19 protein-coding genes are annotated in these 22,128 nt (G+C 37.4%); 12 read left to right on the top strand and 7 right to left on the bottom strand.

All coding sequences use genetic code 11. From position 1 onward, the window contains the following. Positions 1–374: 374 nt before the first annotated feature. Positions 375–1,295 (top strand): hypothetical protein, encoded by a 921-nt coding sequence (locus PR725_RS17905; RefSeq protein ID WP_117162190.1) that lies wholly within the window; start codon positions 375–377, stop codon positions 1,293–1,295. A gap of 65 nt (positions 1,296–1,360) precedes the next feature. Here the strand turns inward: PR725_RS17905 and PR725_RS17900 are convergent, their stop codons facing one another. Beyond that, a complete protein-coding gene (locus tag PR725_RS17900) occupies positions 1,361–2,101 on the bottom strand; it encodes a hypothetical protein (RefSeq protein WP_272569925.1) in 741 nt (246 codons plus the stop codon). 173 nt (positions 2,102–2,274) lie between these two features. Continuing rightward, positions 2,275–3,027, bottom strand: coding sequence for a 2,3-diphosphoglycerate-dependent phosphoglycerate mutase (gene gpmA / locus PR725_RS17895; RefSeq protein WP_004909107.1), 753 nt, complete (start codon positions 3,025–3,027; stop codon positions 2,275–2,277). Positions 3,028–3,956: 929 nt separating this feature from the next. On the opposite strand from gpmA, the gene PR725_RS17890 reads away from it, so the two are divergent. The 7 genes from PR725_RS17890 (at position 3,957) to PR725_RS17860 (ending at position 13,125) form a co-directional block, all read left to right on the top strand. Continuing rightward, on the top strand, positions 3,957–4,403 hold the full coding sequence (locus PR725_RS17890; protein ID WP_272569924.1) for a hypothetical protein: 447 nt from the start codon (positions 3,957–3,959) through the stop codon (positions 4,401–4,403). A 22-nt stretch (positions 4,404–4,425) separates the two neighbouring features. Next, positions 4,426–4,746 carry a PTS fructose transporter subunit IIB gene (locus PR725_RS17885; RefSeq protein ID WP_004909112.1) on the top strand — a complete coding sequence of 107 codons (321 nt, stop codon included), beginning with the start codon at positions 4,426–4,428 and terminating at the stop codon, positions 4,744–4,746. Beyond that, positions 4,733–5,851 carry a PTS fructose transporter subunit IIC gene (locus tag PR725_RS17880; RefSeq protein ID WP_272569923.1) on the top strand — a complete coding sequence of 373 codons (1,119 nt, stop codon included), beginning with the start codon at positions 4,733–4,735 and terminating at the stop codon, positions 5,849–5,851. Before PR725_RS17885 ends, PR725_RS17880 begins: the two co-directional genes overlap by 14 nt. 91 nt (positions 5,852–5,942) lie before the next feature. Continuing rightward, the gene (locus PR725_RS17875) at positions 5,943–8,528 is read left to right on the top strand and encodes a glycoside hydrolase family 38 C-terminal domain-containing protein (protein ID WP_272569922.1); all 2,586 of its coding nucleotides are present in this window, start codon (positions 5,943–5,945) and stop codon (positions 8,526–8,528) included. Positions 8,529–8,540: 12 nt separating this feature from the next. Further along, on the top strand, positions 8,541–10,091 hold the full coding sequence (locus PR725_RS17870; protein ID WP_117162187.1) for a fructose PTS transporter subunit IIA: 1,551 nt from the start codon (positions 8,541–8,543) through the stop codon (positions 10,089–10,091). Between the two features lie 176 nt (positions 10,092–10,267). Beyond that, the gene (locus tag PR725_RS17865) at positions 10,268–10,975 is read left to right on the top strand and encodes an oligogalacturonate-specific porin KdgM family protein (protein ID WP_117162186.1); all 708 of its coding nucleotides are present in this window, start codon (positions 10,268–10,270) and stop codon (positions 10,973–10,975) included. A gap of 32 nt (positions 10,976–11,007) precedes the next feature. Further along, positions 11,008–13,125 carry a metallophosphoesterase family protein gene (locus PR725_RS17860; RefSeq protein WP_117162185.1) on the top strand — a complete coding sequence of 706 codons (2,118 nt, stop codon included), beginning with the start codon at positions 11,008–11,010 and terminating at the stop codon, positions 13,123–13,125. A 120-nt stretch (positions 13,126–13,245) separates the two neighbouring features. Here PR725_RS17860 and PR725_RS17855 read toward each other — a convergent pair whose 3' ends face one another. The 3 genes from PR725_RS17855 to modE all read right to left on the bottom strand — a co-directional run bounded on the left by PR725_RS17855 (position 13,246) and on the right by modE (position 16,674). Beyond that, on the bottom strand, positions 13,246–14,073 hold the full coding sequence (locus PR725_RS17855) for a CPBP family intramembrane glutamic endopeptidase (protein ID WP_109910955.1): 828 nt from the start codon (positions 14,071–14,073) through the stop codon (positions 13,246–13,248). A gap of 203 nt (positions 14,074–14,276) precedes the next feature. Continuing rightward, positions 14,277–15,746 (bottom strand): molybdate ABC transporter ATP-binding protein ModF, encoded by a 1,470-nt coding sequence (modF, locus tag PR725_RS17850; RefSeq protein ID WP_109910956.1) that lies wholly within the window; start codon positions 15,744–15,746, stop codon positions 14,277–14,279. Positions 15,747–15,885: 139 nt separating this feature from the next. Further along, positions 15,886–16,674: a molybdenum-dependent transcriptional regulator gene (modE, locus tag PR725_RS17845; RefSeq protein WP_004909124.1), complete on the bottom strand. Its 789-nt coding sequence runs from the start codon at positions 16,672–16,674 to the stop codon at positions 15,886–15,888. 218 nt (positions 16,675–16,892) lie between these two features. Between modE and PR725_RS17840 the strand changes: the two genes are divergently transcribed. After that, positions 16,893–17,045, top strand: a complete 153-nt coding sequence (locus PR725_RS17840; RefSeq protein WP_004909125.1) for an AcrZ family multidrug efflux pump-associated protein — start codon at positions 16,893–16,895, stop codon at positions 17,043–17,045. 85 nt (positions 17,046–17,130) lie between these two features. Here PR725_RS17840 and PR725_RS17835 read toward each other — a convergent pair whose 3' ends face one another. Continuing rightward, a complete protein-coding gene (locus tag PR725_RS17835) occupies positions 17,131–18,180 on the bottom strand; it encodes an ElaD/SseL family deubiquitinase (RefSeq protein WP_117162184.1) in 1,050 nt (349 codons plus the stop codon). Positions 18,181–18,457: 277 nt separating this feature from the next. On the opposite strand from PR725_RS17835, the gene modA reads away from it, so the two are divergent. From modA to modC, 3 genes are read left to right on the top strand one after another with little or no spacing between them, the layout of a single operon-like run. Further along, positions 18,458–19,234 (top strand): molybdate ABC transporter substrate-binding protein, encoded by a 777-nt coding sequence (gene modA / locus PR725_RS17830; RefSeq protein WP_109910958.1) that lies wholly within the window; start codon positions 18,458–18,460, stop codon positions 19,232–19,234. 25 nt (positions 19,235–19,259) lie between these two features. After that, positions 19,260–19,949, top strand: coding sequence for a molybdate ABC transporter permease subunit (gene modB / locus PR725_RS17825; protein WP_117162183.1), 690 nt, complete (start codon positions 19,260–19,262; stop codon positions 19,947–19,949). Between the two features lies 1 nt (position 19,950). Continuing rightward, positions 19,951–21,018 (top strand): molybdenum ABC transporter ATP-binding protein ModC, encoded by a 1,068-nt coding sequence (gene modC, locus PR725_RS17820; RefSeq protein ID WP_117162182.1) that lies wholly within the window; start codon positions 19,951–19,953, stop codon positions 21,016–21,018. 84 nt (positions 21,019–21,102) lie between these two features. Here the strand turns inward: modC and PR725_RS17815 are convergent, their stop codons facing one another. After that, complete coding sequence (locus PR725_RS17815) at positions 21,103–21,921, bottom strand: pyridoxal phosphatase (protein ID WP_109910960.1); 819 nt, start codon at positions 21,919–21,921, stop codon at positions 21,103–21,105. Positions 21,922–22,128: the final 207 nt, after the last annotated feature.

Below are 22,128 nucleotides of genomic sequence, written 5' to 3'. Positions count from 1 at the left end.
TGGCTTTTTTAATATTTATATAATTATAAATATTAAGCTCTCTAGTTTCAATCCATATGAAATATATTATTTTCATTTTTAATGTTTGTGTGTTATTAAATATTAAATAAAAATTTGTTTATTTTATTAGGTTGGGTTAAATTGATTTTAAACCTAATTATTGAAGTGTGATATTTTTTATTCACTATCTTAGTTGTTAGATTTTATTTGGCTCTTAGAGGCTTATTTAATGGAATGATTTTTTAATTTTACTAGCAAATATGCTTTTCTAGAATCTATGGTTAATTTTATCAATTTATTAAGTGTAATTTAGTGAAAGTTATTTTGTTAAATTTAGTTATGATTAAATAAATATGGAAAGTAAAGGAAATAAAATGGAAAAAAATATCAAAATTGAATTGAATCGTAATATATATATGAGAATAAATTCACATGATTTAGGTGTGTATATTGATTCTGGAGAGAAAATTTATCATATAATGAGTAACAGTACAGAAAAATACATTAAAATTTTTTCTGATAAGAAAGATATGGGGGAAATTAGTGAAAAAAAATTACAGCAGATTAAAGATTATATTCTAGAAGTTAATAATTATGCTATTGGAACACTAAAGCAGATAAGTAGTATAATTGATTTCAAGGAAATGATTATCAAATATTTTAATTCTGAAAGCCTTGATGAAAGAGAGTCATTACTTAAAGAATTAAGTGAACATGGAAGTAAATTAGTTAAAGAAGAGCCTTATTTAAAGTATGTATTCGATGTTATTGATACTGATGGAATGAATGATAAACTATTTCATGAATTGAAGTCAATTGACAATGAATTTTCAGAACTAGCTAAAAACTCTAGGTATGGAAGTAATAGTGTACATTCTTTAGTTAATAATGTTAAGGAATTTCTTGCGGATAAAGAAGCTTTTTATTCGGATTATATTGGCGAACTAAACAGTAATCAGAAAATGGTTGATTTGTATGATTCAATGGCAAAAAATTATCAGAAACAAATATTTGATAAGTGTCTTCAGGGATCTCTAACGGAAGCAAGAGAAATAGAAACCAAATATAACGATACTATAAGTAACCGAGATATTTTCGAGTCTCATATAACTCATACTAAATCAACGATGAAAGCGTACAAAGAGGCGATTAGAAAACAAGAAGCTGGAACTCAAAACTTTGTTTCTGTTATGGCAGGTTTTGCTCCAGCAGATATGAGTTTTGGGGTGAGGAATGATCATCAAATTAATTCACTCAGCCATACACAGATTATTCACCCAGCTATATACAACTAATAGTAAAATTTAATTAATAAAATTCTCTGTCAATATATTTATTGGCAGAGAATATTATCCTCTAGCTATTTTTGTATTTTACTCAATAACTCCATTAGCTTAGCTTTCTCTTCAGATGTTGCATTAGCTGGCGTTGCCGTTAATTGCAATACTTCATTGTCGGTCTGAACATCGAAATGCACTTTTCCTTTTTCACCTTTCACGTAAGTGACATCTTTTAAGGGAATACGGTAACAATGAGCAAAAATATTGGGGCGAATATATAAATGAGCATCTTTGACGGCTAAATAAACGCCATCTCCCGCTTTTTTGCCGAAGTAACCAAGAAAAATGGTAAAAACAAACAGGAACATCCCTAAACTTTGGCTTAATATAATGAAAGTGATACTGATTAAACCAAGTGCGCCGACTAAAATACGGTTATTACGTTTGTTGAACTCAACACGTTGGTCAAATTGAACATTTAAAGATGTATCAAATTGGTTTAGTTGATGATAGCGCCAGCGGATCGCAGAGAAAATCATTCCCATAGTAAATACAATGGTGATTGGCATCAATGCTAGGCTACTTAATATCGTAAGAACAATGGATAACCGAGGTTTATAAGCCATCACCATCATACTAATAATTTGTACTGGAAAGCTGACACAGGCAATGATCATTAAGGTTTTCATCAGCTCAGCATTAGCTGCACCATTTGAACTATCAACGACTAATTCGCCACCTTGGATCATATACAGCAGAGAGCCTAAGATACTGGCGCTCAATACAAGACCAACCCAAACATACATATTAAATTTGTTCATTTTGTTGTTTTATCAACCTTTCAATGTGTTTTCCCTATGATAGCCGCTTATTCCTCTTTCTAAAACTAACAGTTAGTGTTTTTTGTTATAGAGGGAATAAGGTCATATTTCAGATAATAAAAAAGGGCTAAGCAAATGGCTTAACCCTTCTGTATTAAAGATAAAGTAAGTAATTACTTCGCTTTACCTTGGTTTGCAACTGCAGCTTGTTTAGCAGCGATTTCATCTTGGTTACCTAGGTAGTAACGTTTGATTGGTTTCATGTTTTCATCGAATTCATAAACCATTGGTACCGCAGTTGGGATATTTAATTCAAGAATTTCATCTTCACTTAAGTTGTCTAAGTGTTTAACTAAAGCACGCAGTGAGTTACCGTGAGCGGCAATGATCACTTTCTCACCACTGGTGACACGTGGTTTGATCACTTCTTCCCAATAAGGGACAACACGTTCAATTGTTGTTGCTAAGCTTTCAGTGACTGGTAATTCGTTTTCTGACAGTTTCGCATAGCGAGGGTCGTGGCCAGGGAAGCGTTCATCATCTTTAGTCAGGTCAGGTGGTGTGATGGCAAAGCCACGACGCCATAATTTAACTTGTTCGTCACCGTATTTTGCTGCGGTTTCTGATTTGTCTAAACCTTGCAGAGCACCGTAATGACGTTCATTTAATTTCCAGCTTTTTTCGACTGGTAACCATGATTGTTCAACTTGATCAAGGATGTTCCATAAAGTATGGATAGCGCGTTTCAGAACGGAAGTGTAAGCAAAATCAAAAACAAAACCTTCGTCTTTTAGCAGTTGGCCTGCAATTTTTGCTTCTTCGCGGCCTTTATCAGACAGTTCTACGTCAGTCCAACCTGTGAAGCGGTTCTCTTTGTTCCACTCACTTTCACCGTGTCTTACTAAAACCAGTTTAGTTACAGCCATAGCTAAAACTCCTATCAGTACATTCTAATTAGAAATGAATTGTTGCTGACCTACATTATAGGGATAGTCAACTCGAACGCCAGTAGCAACTTGCGTTTTCTCCCTATCTATGTGAAAAACAAATTTTACATGAGGGTAATGACTTGTTTTCTAAGTTTGTAGATCCTGTGGATACTCTAAATTTAACTCGAATTGAATCGATACAGCAAGCGATAAAATGACGGTTTGTACATTCTTATGATGGATATCAAGCAAAGTGCCTAATAACTTTAAGGCAAAGAACTGGCAGTTGGTTGTTTTTTTACAAATTACTGATGATTGCTGTTTAAACCAAGTTTGTTTTTTCACCATAAGTTTTTTGTTCGGTGATTGAGGTACACTGACTCGTTTGAACATTGTGCTTGAAGTCGTGAGTTTGTAATGGTCTAATGAACTGATAACATTGAAAATGTTATCAGCTTTTGATGAATTACATTGTCTCACTTATTGAGCAATATAAATTTAATGAGTTAAGCATTAATCAATACTTCATTATTCTGACCTATCTTAAATTTGTTATTTTTCAAATTTTTTATTTCATTAAATTCCTTTTAATTAAGCTTGTGGGTTGAATCGCATTCTATATAAAAATGCATAAAAATACTTTTTTTGAATTAATATAAAGAAGCCAGATTAATAATTTATATTATTGTGGAATTTCCAGTTTTTTATTCTTTTGCTTTTTTTTACTAAAATATATTTTTAAAATAAAAAATATTTTTATAATTTAATCTAAGTCATTAATAATCAATTTATTATTAATTAACGAAGGTCGTTAATAAGGTTTTGACGGTTTTAATTTATATCTATTTTAATAAATGAGTGTGGAATCACAGTAATTTTCTATTTTATACGTTTAGAATGATGCCAATTTCTAAAGGGGAAACACGATGTCTTTACATTTTGCTTCATTTTTTAAGACCTGCATTTTATTTTTGCTGTCACTTGATAGCAAAATGAAGGCTTTATTGAGCAAAATTTGCTGGTTTGTTCCCGTTACCTCTTTAGAAAAAGACGAATCCGAATACCCTAACCAATTAGAAAATGATTTTTCAGTTAATTGGTCGCAATTATGGCTGAGTGTACAGACGCTTTATACCGAATTATTTGCTAGCGGTGTGGTTAAAGTAGAAAGAAAGTATTACGTAAAGCCATTAATATCACTGAATATTCGTAAGCGTTACGAATTGCTATTTTTGTTCCTTGTTTCTAGTTTACGTCACATGATGACTTGCCGTCATTCTAGTGGTGCGCCTGGAAATTTGGCTAATTTAACTTTAATTGTCTTTCAAAAGCACAATGCGCGTTTTCGCCATTGTGCTTTTTTTATTACCTGAATTAAATTTTTAAGGAGTTGTTATGTTTATTATCTGTGTCGCTGCTTGTCCTACTGGTGTTGCTCATACTTATATGGCAGCGGAAGCATTGGATATCGTAGGGAAAAAACGTGGTCACGAAATCAAAGTTGAGACCCAAGGGAGTATGGGAATTGAAAATGAAATTACCAGTGACGACTTAGCAAGAGCAGATGCGGTCATTTTGGCTGCTGATGTCGCTGTTATTAATAAGGAACGATTTGATGGAATGATTAAGCTTGAATGTAGCGTTGCTGATCCAATTAAGTATGGCGATGCAATTATTGATGCCATCGAGGAGGAAATGAAGAATGGGGCAGTTTAATGGTGCGTCTAAATTAGGTATTGGTACGGAAATTAAAAATGCCATTATGACTGGTGTGTCATGGATGCTGCCATTTGTTATTGCTGGTGCGGTAATTATGGGGATAGCGCGTATTGGTGCATCTTTATATGGCATTGATAATATTTGGGATGCAAGCCATCAGGATGCGACAAATTTTGTGGTGCAAATGCTTCATAAATTTGATGGTTTTGGTGGGTTAGCGTTATCACTCATGTTACCCATTGTTGCGGGTTATATCAGTTTTGCGATTGCGAATAAACCTGGACTAGCGCCAGGCATGGTTGGCGGCCTATTGGCTAGCAATTTAGGGACGGGGTTTTTAGGTGTATTAGCGGCAGGACTTATTGCGGGTTACATTGTTCGTTTATTAGCGAAATATACGAAATTACCCAAATCACTTGCATCAGCAGGACCTATTTTTATTTTACCAGTCGGGGGTACATTACTCACCTGTATTATTATGGCATTTGTGATTGGTGCACCTTTAGCGGCACTTAATCATGGTATGGAACAATGGCTTTTATCAATGTCGGGATCTAACAAAATTATTCTTGCTGCCGTTATTGGTGCCATGGTTGGATTTGACCTTGGGGGGCCAGTTAATAAAGCGGCTGTAACTACTGCAATGGCATTATTAGCATCGGAAATTTATGAGCCAAATACTGCGGCTCAAGTGGCTATTATTATTCCCCCAATTGGCATTGGCTTAGCAACGTTAATTTGGGCAAAACGTTTTCCTGAGTCATTACGAGAGGCTGGCAAAGCGTCGACATTAATGGGGTTAATTGGTGTTTCAGAGGGTGCAATTCCATTTGCGCTGGCAAATCCAAAAATTATTATTATTAATATAGTTGGTGCAGCAACAGGTGCGGCGATGGCAGTTGGTTTAGGTGCGATAAACCATGCGCCTATTTCAGGGTTTTATGGCTGGTTGGCCGTAGATAAATGGCCGATATATATATTATCGGTTGCTGTAGGATCTGGAATTATCACTGTTGGTTCTTTATTAATATTTCGTGGAAATAAAACGATAGAAACTAAAAAAATAGAAACGGCGATTCCTAAATTTAAAGTCGGACGTTAATTAGAACTTTATCTTAATAATCTTATGCTGTGTTAATTAGCGTGAATAACGTGACGGGTTTGTTCTGCTAAAAATATTTTAAGGTCATAAAATGAAAACGGTACATTTAATTCAACATACGCACTGGGATCGTGAATGGTATTTCACTGAGAATGATTCAAAAATTGTTCTTTATTATTTCATGAATGATTTAATAAAACATTTAAAAGAAGACCCTTCTCTTGGCCCATTTGTCTTAGATGGACAGACTGTAGTGTTGGAAGATTATTTACAGGTTGCACCAGAAAGGCGTGATTGTTTACAGAAATTAATTAAACAAGATCGAATTCTTATTGGGCCTTGGTATACACAAACGGATTTTTTAGTGGTGGGAGCTGAATCCATTACGCGTAATTTATTATTGGGCAAAGCCGATTGTGATCAATGGGAAAATTATATGCCAATAGGTTATGTACCTGATTCATTTGGACAAAGTTCGCAACTTCCAATGTTTTTACAAGAGTTTGGCATTAACCATGCGGTGGTATGGCGCGGCTGGTGTGAACATGATGTTGCCAGTAGTGAATTTATTTGGAAATCGCAGTCAGGCCATCGAGTCACTACGGCGGTATTACCTTGGGGGTATGGTTGTGCGAAATGGTTGCCTGATAACCCGGAAAAAGCGTCAGCTGTTTTGCCTGCAATCCTAGAAAAACAGGCTCGGTTTGCTCATTCGGACCAGATATTGTTACCTAATGGTAATGACCAGTCGCCATTTGAGTATGCCGTTCCTAGAATGCTTGAGCAGCTAAATAAAGTACAAAATGACTATTATTTTGTCAAAAGTAGCTTTAGTGCATTTTTTGATGCGCTTCAAGCTAATAGTTCGGGATTACCTGAATTCGAAGGTGAATTACTGAGCTCGAAATATATGCGTGTCCACCGCGGTATTTTTTCCACACGGGTGGATATCAAATTATTAAATGCGCAGTTAGAGCAATTTGTTAGCCAACAACTCGAGCCACTTTTGGCGATTAATTGGCGGCTTGGTTTGCCTTACCCACAAACCGCGATTGATAATATTTGGCGCAAAGCGATGCAGTCGCATGCCCACGACAGTATTGGTGGGTGTAACTCTGACCGTGTTAATAGCATGGTAAAAGCGCGCTTAAAAGACGGCTTAGAAAGTGCGAATCAACTGTTTGATCTGAATATGAAAATGCTTGCTTGTGGGATAGAGGCGACCCAAGAAGGTAAAAAAGTGATTATCTTCAATTCATTGCCACATAAAAGAGATGCGCAGGTTCGCATTACACTTTATACACCGGAAAAACAATTTTGTATTAAGGACGATGCAGGAAGACCTTGCCGCTGGCAACTTATTCACGAAGAAAAACAGGATATGTCATTGATCGTACAGGAACTAGCAAATAGTACAACAACGACATGGTATCGGAAGTGTGAAATATTACTTGAAGCGAAAGACTTGCCTTCCTGTGGTTATCGGACTTTTTATTTACTTGAAGGTGAAAATGCGGGCTTTGACACTCCTACCCATATTCAGGCTGAGAATATATTAGAAAATGAATGGTTGAAGCTCGAAATACATCAAGGGCAGTTGATGCTAACCGATAAACGCAGTCAGCAGCATTATCCGAACATTCTTCGGTTAATTGATGGTGGGGACGCAGGGGATAATTATAACTATTCGCCACCTGAAAATGATTGGTTAATCAGTAGTGATGGCCATTTAGAGCAATTTGATTGTATCAGGGCGCCTTTAATGGATTCGCTTATGCTTAATTGGCTGATACCCGTTCCTCAAAATGCGATGGCCCGCCAAGAAAAGCAAGCTAATGCGCATTTAACTGCCACCATGAAACTTTCTTTGCCTCATGATAAGGCATGGTTAGATGTTGAAATCACGATCAATAATACAGTCGAAGACCATCGAATCCAGGTAGAGATCCCTACGGTAGTTCAACAGGTATTTCATTTCGCAGACCAACCTTTTGGTTTGATCCAGCGAGAAAATCAGCCAGCTGCCATGAAAATATGGCGAGAAGAAAACTGGACGGAAGCACCAACGACACTCTATCCAATGCAAAGTTTGGTAATGCAATATGATGATAAAAAAGGTATGTGTGTTGTTACGAAAGGGCTCAGAGAGTATGAGATACCAGCAAACCAAACCGATATTATTCGCGTAACCCTACTGCGCAGTGTGGGTTGGTTAGGCCAAGCCAATCTCACTTGGCGGCCAGGACGTGCATCGGGTATGGTTCTTCCATCACCAGAGTCACAAATTCAGGGGCTCCATCATTTCCATTTTGCTGTACTGCCGATAGATAATGGTCAAAGTGCCCAACTTTGGCGTGATATTGAGCATTGGCGTTTACCTGCGTTTGGTTACCTAGATTCTGGTTGGTCTCAATTTAAAACTAATCCTCATTATATTGTTTTTCCTGATATTTATAGTTTACTGACGTGGAATAGCGAGCTGCATTTCAGCACTTTGAAAAAAGCACAGAACCAAGAATCACTTATTTTACGAGGGTGGAACCCAAGTAGTGAAACCAAAACTTATTCAGAGCCTAAGTCGAATACACAGATACACCAAGTTACTTTATCGGAGTCTCCATGCATAAATACAGATAAAGCAGCCCCTTGTACGCCTGTGTCTTGGTTGATTAATTAATAAGGAAAAGTAATGAAAGTACTTACATTTCGTTGTGAGTTACCAAATGGTATTCATGCAAGACCAGCGAGTGCAATTGAGCAAAAAACAGCTTGTTTTCAATCAGATATTTTACTTTTTAATAAAAGTAAACAACGCCAAGCCAATGCGAAAAGTGTGCTGGCTCTTGTTGGTGCAGATGTCACTGTTGGTGACGAATGTTATTTTACAATCAGTGGAAATGATGAAAATCTAGCTTATGAAAAACTAAAAATATTTATTGAGCAAGAGTTTATTCATTGTGATGGATTAATGCCGAAAAAAGATAAACCAGAACAAGGAATGATCCCGATATATCTGAGCCGGACACTATCCCAAATTATTCAGGGTGACGGTGTTAGCAAAGGTATTGCAAAAGGTAGGTCTATTTATATGGAATCTTTTGATTTACAAAAGATTTCATTATCAGAGCCATCGAGTTCACAATCAGAGCAATGTGAAATACTAAAACTTGCGTTACAAAGAGCTCGTCAGCAATTTAGTCTAGACATTCAGCAAGCTGATAAAGCAGCGGTTGATATTCTAGAGGCACAAAGCCAATTATTGGATGATGAGGATATTGAAGCCTGCTTGCTTGAACCAAGAGAGGCACGTAATGCGATTGCGGCGTTATCAATGGCAATTGAGGAACTCAGCTTGCCATTTCGAAGCAGTAGTAATGAATATTTACGCCAACGTGAGTTAGATATTAAGGATTTGGGATTGCGTATAGCGAGGCATCTTGGTATTCAATCTAAAATACAACTTCCTAAATTAACAGAAGATTCGATTATTATTTGTCAAGGATTACTAACTCCAAGCGAATTATTGGCATTGAGAGGTGAATATTTGCAAGGTATTGTGATGGCTACAGGCGCAGAAATATCACATACCGTTATTTTAGCGCAATCTTTCTCTCTTCCTTTAATATGCCTTTCATCCTCTATGATTGAATCAATCCAATCTGCTCATGTTTTATTGGTAGACACGCAATACGATTTATTAATTATTGAACCTGATGTATATGCAGATAATTGGTTCAAGCTTGAAAAATATAAATTATCTCATTTGGCTAGTTCTACGAATAAACCAAAAATTAATTATTCAGTATTGGACCCGTCTTTAATTTTTCTTGATGAAAGAATGGAAAGTAAAGAGGAAGTCATTAAACGATTAACTGATAATTTAGAGATTAATCATCGAGCTGATTCAGGGGCACAAGTTGAACAAGCAATATGGCAGAGGGAAGAAATTTTTAGTACGGCATTAGGTTTCTCAATTGCAATACCGCACTGTAAATCACCTTTTGTTAAACATAGTAGTATTTCAGTATTGCGTTTACCGAATGAGCTAGCGTGGGGAGACAATGTTGATGTTAAATTGGTAATTATGCTAACAATTAATGATTCAGATGAAAATCAGCATATGCGAATCTTTTCTGTTCTCGCACGTAAATTAATGCATGAGTCTTTTAGAAATGAAATATTAAATGCGAAAAAATCAAAATATATTGTTGATTTATTAAAGTTGGAATTAGGGATGTGAGATAAGAATATAAAATAATTTTAAAATTTTAATAAGGTTAATTTTCTTTTAAGTTACTTAAAGGGATGGGATGGTTTTTTCAAAAAAATAAGGAGTGTATATACATAAAAGATAACTAATAACTCATTGTTTTAATCGTTAAATAAAAAATAAATATTAATTATAGGAATCAGTTTATGAAAAACTTAACTCTAGGTATCTCTACGTTATTATTTTGCACAGCAGCGAATGCGACATATATTGACTATCGTCATGAATGGTTAGGGGATGAGCATCGTCATGAAGATCGTGTCAAAATTGGCCATAGCATGCAAAATGGAACTTATTTTAGCCTTGAAGGAAAATGGAGAAGCCGAGATGGCGGTTTCGGTGAAAACCTATCATCAAAAGGAAATGAGGTTGAAGTCGGTTATAAATATAAAGCCACAAAAGATTTTGTTTTAACTCCTTCTTTTGCGCTAGATTCAGGAGATAAAGATACAGCTTATAAATTCAGTGTCAAAGCTGCTTATAATTTAACGGATGATTTTAATATTGGAACTCGTTTACGTTATGGCGTAAGGCATTATGATAACTCTAATAAGCCTAAAAAAGATAATCAACATTATTGGCAGAGTAATTTTTATTTAGGTTATAAGTTGCAAGATTTCTCATTAAGTTATGACTTTGAATATAAATTTGATACTGATTATCCCGCATATAAAGGTAAAGAAAAGGATTATGCACATAATCTGAATGTGTCTTGGATTGGTAATAAGACATGGGTTCCTTATATTGAATTAGGCTATGTTTCCTATGATGACAGTTCATACGTCAAAAATGGACAAACTTACCGTGATGCATGGCAGTGGCGTTATCGTGTTGGCATTGCATATAACTTCTGATAGAAATAGTTAATTATCTAAAGGGAACAAATATGAACAATAAATTAAAATATGGTTTTGCCCTTGCATTAATGTCCGTTGGAACTGTCGCAATGGCAAATGACCCTACGGCTCAATCTTATAATTATCGCGTCGCGTTTATGCCCGACATCCATTTTCATGATGTTTATGGGCAGTTTGCTGATAATGCATTTGAAGGATTAAAAAATAGTAAAAGTGGTCAAAATGCCGTTATTCGTTCTATGTATGCGCAATTAACTTCTACGCGTTTATTTAATGAAAATTATTTTGCTCTACGTGCTGCACTTGATGATGCAGGTAAGAAAGGTATTAAACTCATTGCATTACCTGGCGATTTTACCGATGACGGCCAACCTATTCATTTACGTGGGCTAGTGAAAGTCTTGCAAGAGTACGAGCAAAAATATGGTATGCGTTTCTTTGCAACGCCAGGAAATCATGATCCGAACCGCCCATTTGATATGCCAGCAGGAAAGGAAGATTTTCTTGGAATTGATGGTAAAACTCAACGTATTTTTAGTTTAGGGGCTAATGAGTGTACGGGATATAAAGGAAAAACGGCCGTTATAGAAACGGGCGCTGAGTTACCGACAATTTGTACCGAAGAAATGGTATATAGTGGTTATGGTCGAGTGATGGATGCAATGAAATCGTTTGGTATTAATCCACTACCAGAAGATATTTATTGGGAAACGCCATACTCAAACTATGATTCTCAAGGTTACAGCTATGAAGCAGCTTTAAAATCCAGTGATTTTAACCAAAGACAGTATGAAATTTGTACTCAAGGAACAGGCGGTAAATATAAGCAGGAGGGATATGGGCCTTGTTTTAATGTTGCAGACAGTAGTTACCTTGTTGAGCCTACTCCTGGTTTGTGGTTAATGGCCGTTGATGCCAATGTCTATGTTCCTTCTGAAAAAGCAGATATTAACCACCCTAAGGCGGCTAAAAACTTTGCGGGGTCGGGGAATGCGGGTTACAACAAAATGTTGACATACAAACAACAGACTGTTGAGTGGATAGCGGATGTTGCAAAGCGCGCGAAAGAACAAAATAAAACATTAATCACGTTTAGCCATTTTCCGATGGTTGAATTTGATAATGGCGCAGCGGATGACCTTGAAACCATTTTTGGTAAAGGTAAATTTCAGTTAGAAAGGGCTCCAAAAGAAGACACGAGCCATGCAATGGCAAAAACAGGCATCGGTGTTCATGTTGGCGGTCATATGCATTTTAATGATACAGGTGTACGTAAGTATTCGGATGGCAGCTTACTTTTTAATATTCAAGCTCCCTCAATGGCAGCATATGTCCCTGCTTATAAAATATTGAATTTTAGAAATGCCAATGAAATTGATGTGCAAACTATTATAATAGAAGATGTACCTCGGTTTGATGAGTTATTTGAGCACTATCAGCAAGAATGGGATCACCTCAAAAATACCAACTCGTCGCATCTTTGGAATAAAGATATCTTAAGCGCAAATAATTATTATGACTTCACTAATTGGCATATTACTGAACTGACACGTTTACGTTTTATTCCAGAGGAATGGCCATGTGAAATTCGTCAAATGTTATTTAGTTTGAATGGTGAAGAGATGCTTATTTTAAGCCAATTAGATACAAAGAAAGCTTATAATGAAGTATTAACGTCACCATTGAGCCAAAATCATGAAATCTGTGCAAACGACCCTGGGACTGTTAATGTCACCGAAATCTATTTGAAGAAAGACTCTGATGCATGGAAAAAAGCCAGTGATAAAGCCGCTATTCTTGCTAAAAATACAGGGTATCAGTTAAAGGACTTTGCAAAATGGAATGGTTTTGATCTTGCTGTGGATTTTTATCGTTTACGTAATGCAGACGAGCTTGCGTTACAAGATATACCTGTAGAAAGATTAAATCAGTATCGATTCCTCACAGGAACCTTGTTATCGTCATTACCAACTGAGACTGACAAAATTAATGCGGGTAGTTCATTTGAAAATATTTTTAAATTACGTTTTGGCAGTATTTTCACTGTAATTGATAAATATCTACAAGGAAATCCGAGTCGAGATTTTTATCTTAATATTGAGTCTGGTGAAATTAAACCAATGAATGTTAATCAAGCTAGTAATTAGATTAACGATAGATAACATGGCTATAATAATGAAAAATCACTAACATCACTTGTGTTAGTGATTTTTTATGATAAAAATCATCCAGTTTATGGGGGATTATGAATTTTCAATTCGCTAATATTAACTAGTAACCAACTTAAATGGGTAAGTAAAAAATAATAGATGCCCTAAATTCAACCCGAAATGAATTGATACTGCCAGCCATAATTTACCACTCCACATCCAAGCTAAGCCATAAATCAAACCAGCTAACGTAGCAAAGAGAATTAACAACGGCCCACCAGCAAAATGCACTGCACCAAATAACAGTGAAGTAATAACTAATGCGAGGTAAGGTGATTTTAACCAAAGGGTTAGGCGTTGCTGTAAATAGCCACGAAATAGCGCTTCTTCTGCTAATGAAACAAAAAATAGATTACAGAGCATAAAAGCAGGTAACCAACTAGGAAAATGCCATTCAAAGGCTAACCCACCAGCAGCAGTCGCAATTAGCAATAAAAGTGGAACAAAACTAACTAATAGTGCCCATTGAACTTTAGTTGCATGTTTGGCTGGACGGCAAATAAATAATGTTGGTAAGCAGGCAAGTAAAATAAAAGGGACGAGTGCCTTATCAAAATTAAAATACATTGTGAAAGGAGCGCTATGTGTTCCTACTGTGACTTTATCTAGATATTTCAGGTTATTAAAACCAGGAAATAAGTGAATGAATAACCCGATCGCACAGATTAGTAAGGTGATTTCACTGATAATTTTTATGGGTAGGTAGTGTTGGAAACGCAAACGAATAATGGCAATTAACGTAATACAAGCTAAGAGTAGAATCGCTTGCCAATCAATAATGTGTGTGTATGCAGCAGTAATGATTGTGCAGATGAGTAAAAAAAGAGCAATTAAACGATGTGTTGCAAGTGTAGCAAGTGAAGAGGCTAACATTAACCAAGCCATAAAGAATATCCATTATAATGTCTAAATTATTAGAAGAGGCGAAGTGTAATGATTTTGTGTGATTTTTCTAATTGAAAATAACTGAATAATAATAAATTAAACAAAATCAAATGGTTGTAATAGATAATTTAGTTATCATCTATTAAACATTAGATTAAATTTGCCAATAGTTTCATCGTATCTATTGGCAAATAAGTCAAAAATTAGAGCGCTTCAATATCGTAACGGTATTTTCCATTATCAGGGACAAAAGTGAGCCGATGCGTAATACAAGCAGGGGCATCTTCATGATGATGGGTAACGAACAGGAGTTGTGTGTTACCTTGGCTTAGCATTACATCAATAAACCGCAGTACTAATAATCGGTTAAGACCATCTAAGCCTTGTAATGGCTCATCTAAAATCAGCATGGCAGGGTGTTTAACTAGCGCTCGGGCAATCAAAACTAAGCGCTGCTGCCCCCACGAAAGACTATGGAAAGGTTGCTGAGCTGTTTGTGTTGAAAAACCTAACAAAGCTAACCATTCATGCGCTAATTGTATTTGACGGTCAGAAGGTGCTTGGTACAAGCCAATAGAATCATGAAAACCGGAAATAATGACATTGAGTACACTGGTTGCGACTCGGTATTCTTGGTGAATGCTATTGCTGACATACCCAATATGGCGCTTAATATCCCATATGGTTTCTCCTGACCCACGACGGAGGCCAAATAAGGTTAAGTCATTACTGTACCCTTGAGGGTGATCTCCTGTAATCAAGCTCAGTAACGTTGATTTTCCTGCTCCATTTTCGCCGATAATTTGCCAGTGTTCGTTTGGATTTACCTGCCAATTTAAACCGTGCAGTATCGGTTTGTCATTGTAGCTAACGGTCCCATTTCTCAAAATAATACGAGGCGTTGTATCATCCAGTTTTTCGTCTGCGGTTGGGTCTTCGGTTTCAGGGATGAAAAGATGTTTAATTTTCTCGCTGTGCTGTAATTGTGTGATTAGCGTGTTAGCGAGTACTGACTCTCTATTTCCCGCCATCGTTAGCTTACAGTCTGCGACAACACCCATATTTTCAATAAATTCAGGGAGTTCATCAAAGCGATTTAGCACTAACACCAAGGTGAGGCCTTTTTCAGACAAACTAGAGAGTAGTTCACTAAGATGATTTCTTGAGTAAACATCTAAGCCATCAAATGGCTCATCAAGGATTAGCAAGTCAGGGTTGCCCATTAATGTTTGGCATAATAAAACCTTACGAGTTTCACCGGTGGAAAGGTATTTAAAGCGACGCGAAAGTAAGTCACTGATACCAAAGCGAGCGGCCAGTTCGAGACAAAATTCATTGTCTTTATGGTTAAATTGAATGATTTCAGCAGCGGTATACCCTGTGTCATCTTCATCATCACTGAGCATATCCGTATTGTTGCGCTGCCATTCTTCATTGATGATTTTTTGTAATTGTTCAAATGATAAACGAACTGGAGAGGTGAATGTATTTTTTACGACACCCGAAAGTGGAGGGAGCTCATTGGAAAGCACTCGAGCGAGTGAAGATTTACCGCTGCCATTAGCACCAATAAAAGCCCAACTTTCCCCTTTTTCGATGTTAAGTTGTTGAATGTCTAAAGTCTGGATTTCGCTGAGCTTAAAGTTGCCATGTTGTATTGTTATTGTGCTCATCAAGCTTCCTTATCATGATTATTTACCTTGTCATCTATCACAAATAATCAGGATTGAAGATAAAGTCAACAACTGAACGGCATGGCAGGAAAAAAAAGGTGAATGCTTACTTACTTTTATAGTAAGTAAGCAGGACAAATTAACACAGGGTGGCAATAATCACTTGGTCAGCATTGAATAGTGCAGTAACGCTATTATTAATTTTCAAAGATTGGCTATCAATTTCACTGTTTGGCATGGTTGAACATAAAGTTTCACCGCCTGTGAGTGTCACTATCACTTCGCTGTTCTCATCACCTCTCTCCAAAGTGGTAATTTTCCCTGCAAGGTAGTTATCAAAGCCTGTTGGGTTAGGTTGTTTAGTTATTTTTACCCAAGGTGCTTTAATCAATGCGAGAACTTCTTTACCTTCGGTTAACCCTAAACGGTTAGCACTTTGCTCTGTTAGTGCGGCATTAATCACAGTGCTGTTATCGGCTAAGCGAATTTGTACATGTTGTTGAACTTGCATATGGTCACGGGAAATTAAAGTACCAAAAAATTGGTTACGGGCACTGGTTTGCAATGAAAACCGTGAAATAGCCGCTAATAAGCTGTCTAAAGGGAGATTATCTTCTTTGAGTACATCAAAGGCTTTTTGTTGAATTTGCGCCAGTAAATCATAAAGTTGAAGTAATCTTTCACCATAATGGGTGAGTGTTGTGCCGCCACCGCCTTTGCCACCTGTTGCTCTATCAACAAGGATATCATCAGTGAGTTGATTCATTTCATTGATGGCATCCCAAGCACTTTTATAGCTGATCCCTGCGAGTTTAGCGCCTTGGCTGATTGACCCTGTCGCTTTAATTTGTTTTAGTAGCGCGATACGGCGAGGATCAGCAAATAAACTGCCCTGTAGTTTCAGTGTGAGTAAAATTTCGGCCTGCATAAATTTCTCCCTTCCGGCGTGGCTGGTGATGACAGACGTAAAAAGCACGTTTAGTATGTCGTTAGTATAATATTTTGTCTAAAATAGTCTCCATTATAACGTAATTGTGCGTTATTATTCTGATTTGATTTATACTCAATGTACTGAGAGTCAAGTTTTCCCTCGTCGGCGTATCTTGTAGGCTGGTGGGCACAGTATCACTGAAGAGGTTTTTTCCTATGTTTGAACTAATTAAAAGTTTGGGTTTTGCCCTGATGATGGTTCCAGTCGTTATGTTTTTGATCATGGGTTTGATCTATGGCTTGGGTGCATTCTTTAACTTACTGTCTAAAGCACATGTACCTCATCATCACAACACTGAAAACAAGTAATTTTTAACAAAATTTCTTATGTGGCTGATTATAGGCCCCCTGACTGTAAATGCAGTCAGGGGGTTTTTCATATTGGAGAGGAATTTCATGATGGTCGGTATTCGTTATCGTAGTAAGTAGAAAATAATTGCCGACGTTCATGAAGATTAAATTGCTCTTGTTCATAAATTGTTTTATTTAAGAAATCTTGGTGGAATTGTTTGAGCGTTTTATCAGGATCTTGCTGAATATTTTCAGTTAATTGCTTTATTGCTGCAATAACAAATAATCCACAGCCATTAGGTACGTTCTGTTGGATGTTTCCTTCTATGTAAGTGATATCTTCTTCAGTAACACCGCCCTTTTTGGCTGCCACTGTTATTTCTTTTCGAATATCGGTACTCACGTTATCGTATGAATTAAATAGAATGCATTTTCTTTTATTATTCGCTGATTGATGTATTGGATCTGCCTGATAGAGCACAAATAAGATCCAATGGTTATCATTAACATTGATAGGGAATAATTCGAGTTGGTTTAATGTGTTGCTATTCAAGACTTTTTGTTCAATTATTTCTGCTAATAAATTGTACCCGCTTTGGGTGAGGCCTATTGAGTCATTGACCGTCATATTTGATGGCAAAGTTGGGTTATTTTTATTGCTTGCATCAATCTCATCACTTGTTGTCATCCTGTTATTATCCCAAAGAGTGGATTCCGTAGGTTCATTTTTCATCAATAGTTTTGTTAAACCAAGTCTATCAATAACTTTTTCTATTGCAGATCCGACAATATAAAGCAGCTTAGAAGGGGTCGTTAGTTTCGAGTCTTTTAGGTGTTTTTTGGTTTTTGTATTAAGGTGTAATTGATATAATTTTTTGCTAGTTTCTTGTATTTCTTTATCTATACCTTTCTTTGCAGGCAGCTTTCCGCTAAATAAATCAAACAGAATATTTTCTGCTTTTCTTCCCTCACTGTCTTGCCGTAGAGCGATATTGTGTAATAAATCGATACTCTCTAAGTTCCCATTACTAGCCGATTTTGCTAAAGAAGCTAAGGTTTCAGATGCTATTTCTTTATCAAACAGTCCATTAAACTGTTCGACTGTTAATTCTGCCATAAAGTGCGTACTAAGCTTTGTCGGAAAGGCCACCATATAATTACCTTTGCTATGTCATTTGTAAAAGTGGAATGGAATACTGAAATGTGCACAACTTGTGCCGATAAAGTTATAAGGGCAATAGAAAGTTTTCTATAGAAAAACGATTTGGGTACTTGTGTGTTTTTTCATCAGCTAATTTATCCTTTAGGGAAAACATGCAACAAAATTGCATCATTTCTTGCGCCAGCACACTTTTATCGCGAGTTTGACTTTAAGTTATCGCTGTGTCCTGTTATATATAACGTGTCGATTAATACTAGGGTAGATAAAAATGAAAAAAGGTTTGGTATCACTTCTCGCGGGCGCAACATTGACATTAACGATGGCTAGCCACAGTTTTGCAGCTGATAAAATTACGGTTTTTGCCGCTGCATCACTGACTAATGCATTAAATGAAATCTCAGAACAATATAAGAAAGACACCCAAGTTGAAGTTGTTGCTTCTTATGCATCTTCTTCGACTCTAGCTCGTCAAATTGAGCAAGGTGCTCCCGCTAATTTATTCATTTCTGCTGACCAACAGTGGATGGATTACGCTATTGATAAAAAGTTGATGGTCGAAGATACACGCTATACATTATTAGGTAATGAATTGGTGTTAATCGCACCGAAAGATGCAAAAATTGATAAAGTCGAAATCAATAAACAAACGGATTGGAAAAAATTGCTAGATGGTGGCCGTTTAGCCGTTGGTGATCCTGACCATGTCCCTGTTGGTATTTATGCCAAAGAAGCGTTAAGCAATTTAGGCGCATGGGAAACGGTTAATCCACTATTAGCGCGTACGAATAATGTGCGTAGTGGTATGGCATTAGTTGAACGCCAAGAAGCCCCTTTAGGGATTGTTTATGGTTCTGATGCTGTCGCTAGCCAAAAAGTCAAAGTGGTCGGTGTGTTCCCAGCAGATACACATAAACCTGTTGAATACCCAATGGCAATTGTTAAAGATCAAGATAACCAAGCAACGCGTGATTACTATGAATACTTGAAAACCCCTGCGGCTTCAGAAGTATTCAAACGTTACGGTTTTGAACCTCGAACTAAATAAACGTTAAGAGAGCATTTTTTTGCAGATGTTAAGTTCTTATGAATGGGAAGCGATTTACCTAAGTCTAAAAGTATCCAGTGTAGCTGTAATTTTCAGTTTACCATTAGGTATTTTAATTGCGTGGGTATTGGTTCGCTGTAATTTTCCTGGAAAAACACTGCTTGATAGTATTATCCACCTACCACTGGTATTGCCGCCAGTGGTAGTGGGGTACTTACTGTTGATCAGTATGGGTAAACGCGGTTTTATCGGTGAATGGTTATATAACTGGTTTGGCTTTAGTTTTACCTTTAGTTGGCGGGGCGCTGCGCTTGCGTCTGCCGTGGTTGCATTTCCACTAATGGTGCGTGCAATTCGTTTAGCGCTTGAAGCGGTTGACCAAAAATTGGAGCTAGCAGCGAGGACATTAGGTGCGACACCATTACGTGTATTTTTCACGATAACCATTCCGCTCTCTCTTCCCGGCATTATTGTCGGAACAGTGTTAGCCTTTGCACGTTCGCTTGGTGAATTTGGCGCCACAATTACTTTTGTTTCGAATATACCAGGTGAAACACAAACCATCCCATTAGCGATGTACACCTTAATTGAAACGCCGGGGGCAGAAGTAGACGCTGCGCGCTTATGTGTCATTGCGATTATTTTAGCCTTGATTTCATTATTGATCTCAGAGTGGCTAACCCGCTGGGGTAAAAAGCGTTTGGGAGTGGCCTAATATGTTAGAACTCGATTTTTCACAAAAATTAGGCGACTTACAGTTAGAAGTTAAAACGCAATTGCCAACGGAAAGTATTACCGCGGTTTTTGGGCTTTCTGGCGCAGGAAAAACCTCGCTTATCAATGTGATAGGTGGGCTAACTAAACCCAGTAAAGGGCGTGTTGTACTCAATCGTCGTACATTGGTGGATGTAGAAAAAGGGATTTGCTTACCGCCCGAACAACGCCATATCGGTTATGTATTTCAAGATGCACGGTTGTTTCCTCATTATCGGGTGAAAAGCAATTTGCGTTATGGCATGGCGCCTGAAATGAAAGCCCGCTTCGACGATATTGTCGGGCTGCTTGGTATTGAAAAATTACTCAATCGCTACCCGATAACCCTTTCTGGTGGTGAAAAACAACGAGTTGCCATAGGTCGTGCATTGCTTACAGCCCCTGAAATTCTCCTGATGGATGAGCCGTTAGCCTCTTTGGATTTGCCCCGAAAACGGGAATTGCTGCCGTATTTAGAAAAGCTTTCTCAAGACGTTAAAATTCCGATTTTATATGTCAGCCATAGTTTGGATGAAATTTTGCGTTTAGCAGATAAAGTCATCGTGATGGCACAAGGTAAAGTTAAAGCCTTTGGCGCCTTGGAAGATGTTTGGGCAAGCAGTGCTTTGCGTCCTTGGCTACAGCAAGAAACGTTAAGCAGTGTGGTCAGTGCAACTGTACATAGTCAACACCCTGATTATGAAATGACAGCGGTGATTGTGGGGAGTCAAAAACTGTGGATCCCACGTGTTAACGCACCACAAGGCACTAACGTTCGGATACGTATTGATGCATCGGATGTATCTTTGGTGCTTGAAAAACCACAAGTGAGCAGTATTCGAAATATTTTGGCCGCAGAAGTGGTTGAATGGATTGAAGATGGCGAACAAGTGGATGTGAAGCTAAATTTAGGCGAAGAACATTATTTATGGGCACGTATTACCCGCTGGGCAAGGGATGAGCTGTCTATTCGTAAAGGTAGAAAAGTGTATGCGCAAGTGAAGGCTGTATCGCTATCTCGTCATCTATAATCACTCGTCGTTCTTGGCGTTGTGACAATAGAAAATAAGAAAAGGAAAGCTGAGCTTTCCTTGAATTAATAAAATAATTGGACGTTACAGAACGTACTTACGGATAACTTCAGCAATACCCGGTTCAGTATTAACTCGAGTCACGAGCTTAGCTTGTTGCTTGATTTCATCAACCGCATTACCCATCGCGACACCTAAACCTGCGGTTGTCAGCATACTTAAATCATTGAAATTATCACCAAAAGCGACAACATCATTCATTGTCATCCCTTGGGATTCAACCCATTCCTTTAAGCGTTGGCCTTTACTATTACCTTTACGGCCGACATCCACCTGATCCATCCAAGACCATTCACAATCTAAACCAAAGTCATTTTCAATTTCACTAACGACTTGATGAAGTTGATCTGTATTTGGTGAGCTAACAGCAAATTTCCAAATAGAATCATAGTTATGCATCACATCAGCGTAATCTTCAACAAATTCAATGGTTGGACGCTGTGCAACAGGTAAGGATTCAGCCCAATTTAATGTACGTTTAATGCCTTCTGTTTGCGCGTTATAGAGCATCGCATTATCAACATACATTAAATGTTGAATATCAGTACCACGCAGTTTATCGATCATTTGCGTGACTGAATCGAGGGTCATCGGATTAGATTTTAGGACTTTTTTGCCTAAATAATCGTATAGATAAGTTCCGTTACAGCAGATCGCTGGTGTATCAAGGTCTAAGGTTTGGTAAAACGGATGAATAGCGACATGATGACGACCTGTCACAATGATGACCTTAACGCCTTGGCGACGGGCTTCCTGTAAGACAGCTAGAGATTCCGGTAGAATTTTCTTTTGGTGATCAAGTAGTGTTCCATCAAGATCGAGCGCAATAACGCGGTATGACATAAACGGCTCCACGTGATTTTAGAGTTATCTATACGATGATTGGCAGCATCAGTATAGGAGATGAGGATATATTGAGCACAGCTATAAACTATCATATTCATGTTAGTAAGCTAAGGTTGTTTTATCATCATAGCGGATAATAGTAACGAACTGAACCGTTTTAGTATCACTATTATTTGTTCTTGGCACGATATATATAGTGGTGTT

Origin of the sequence: Providencia sp. PROV255 (assembly GCF_028478065.1) — a bacterium.
In the GTDB taxonomy this organism is placed as follows: Bacteria; Pseudomonadota; Gammaproteobacteria; order Enterobacterales; family Enterobacteriaceae; genus Providencia; species Providencia rettgeri.
The sequence above is the reverse complement of the archived record's forward strand: the minus strand, read 5'-3'. Positions and strand labels throughout refer to the sequence as shown.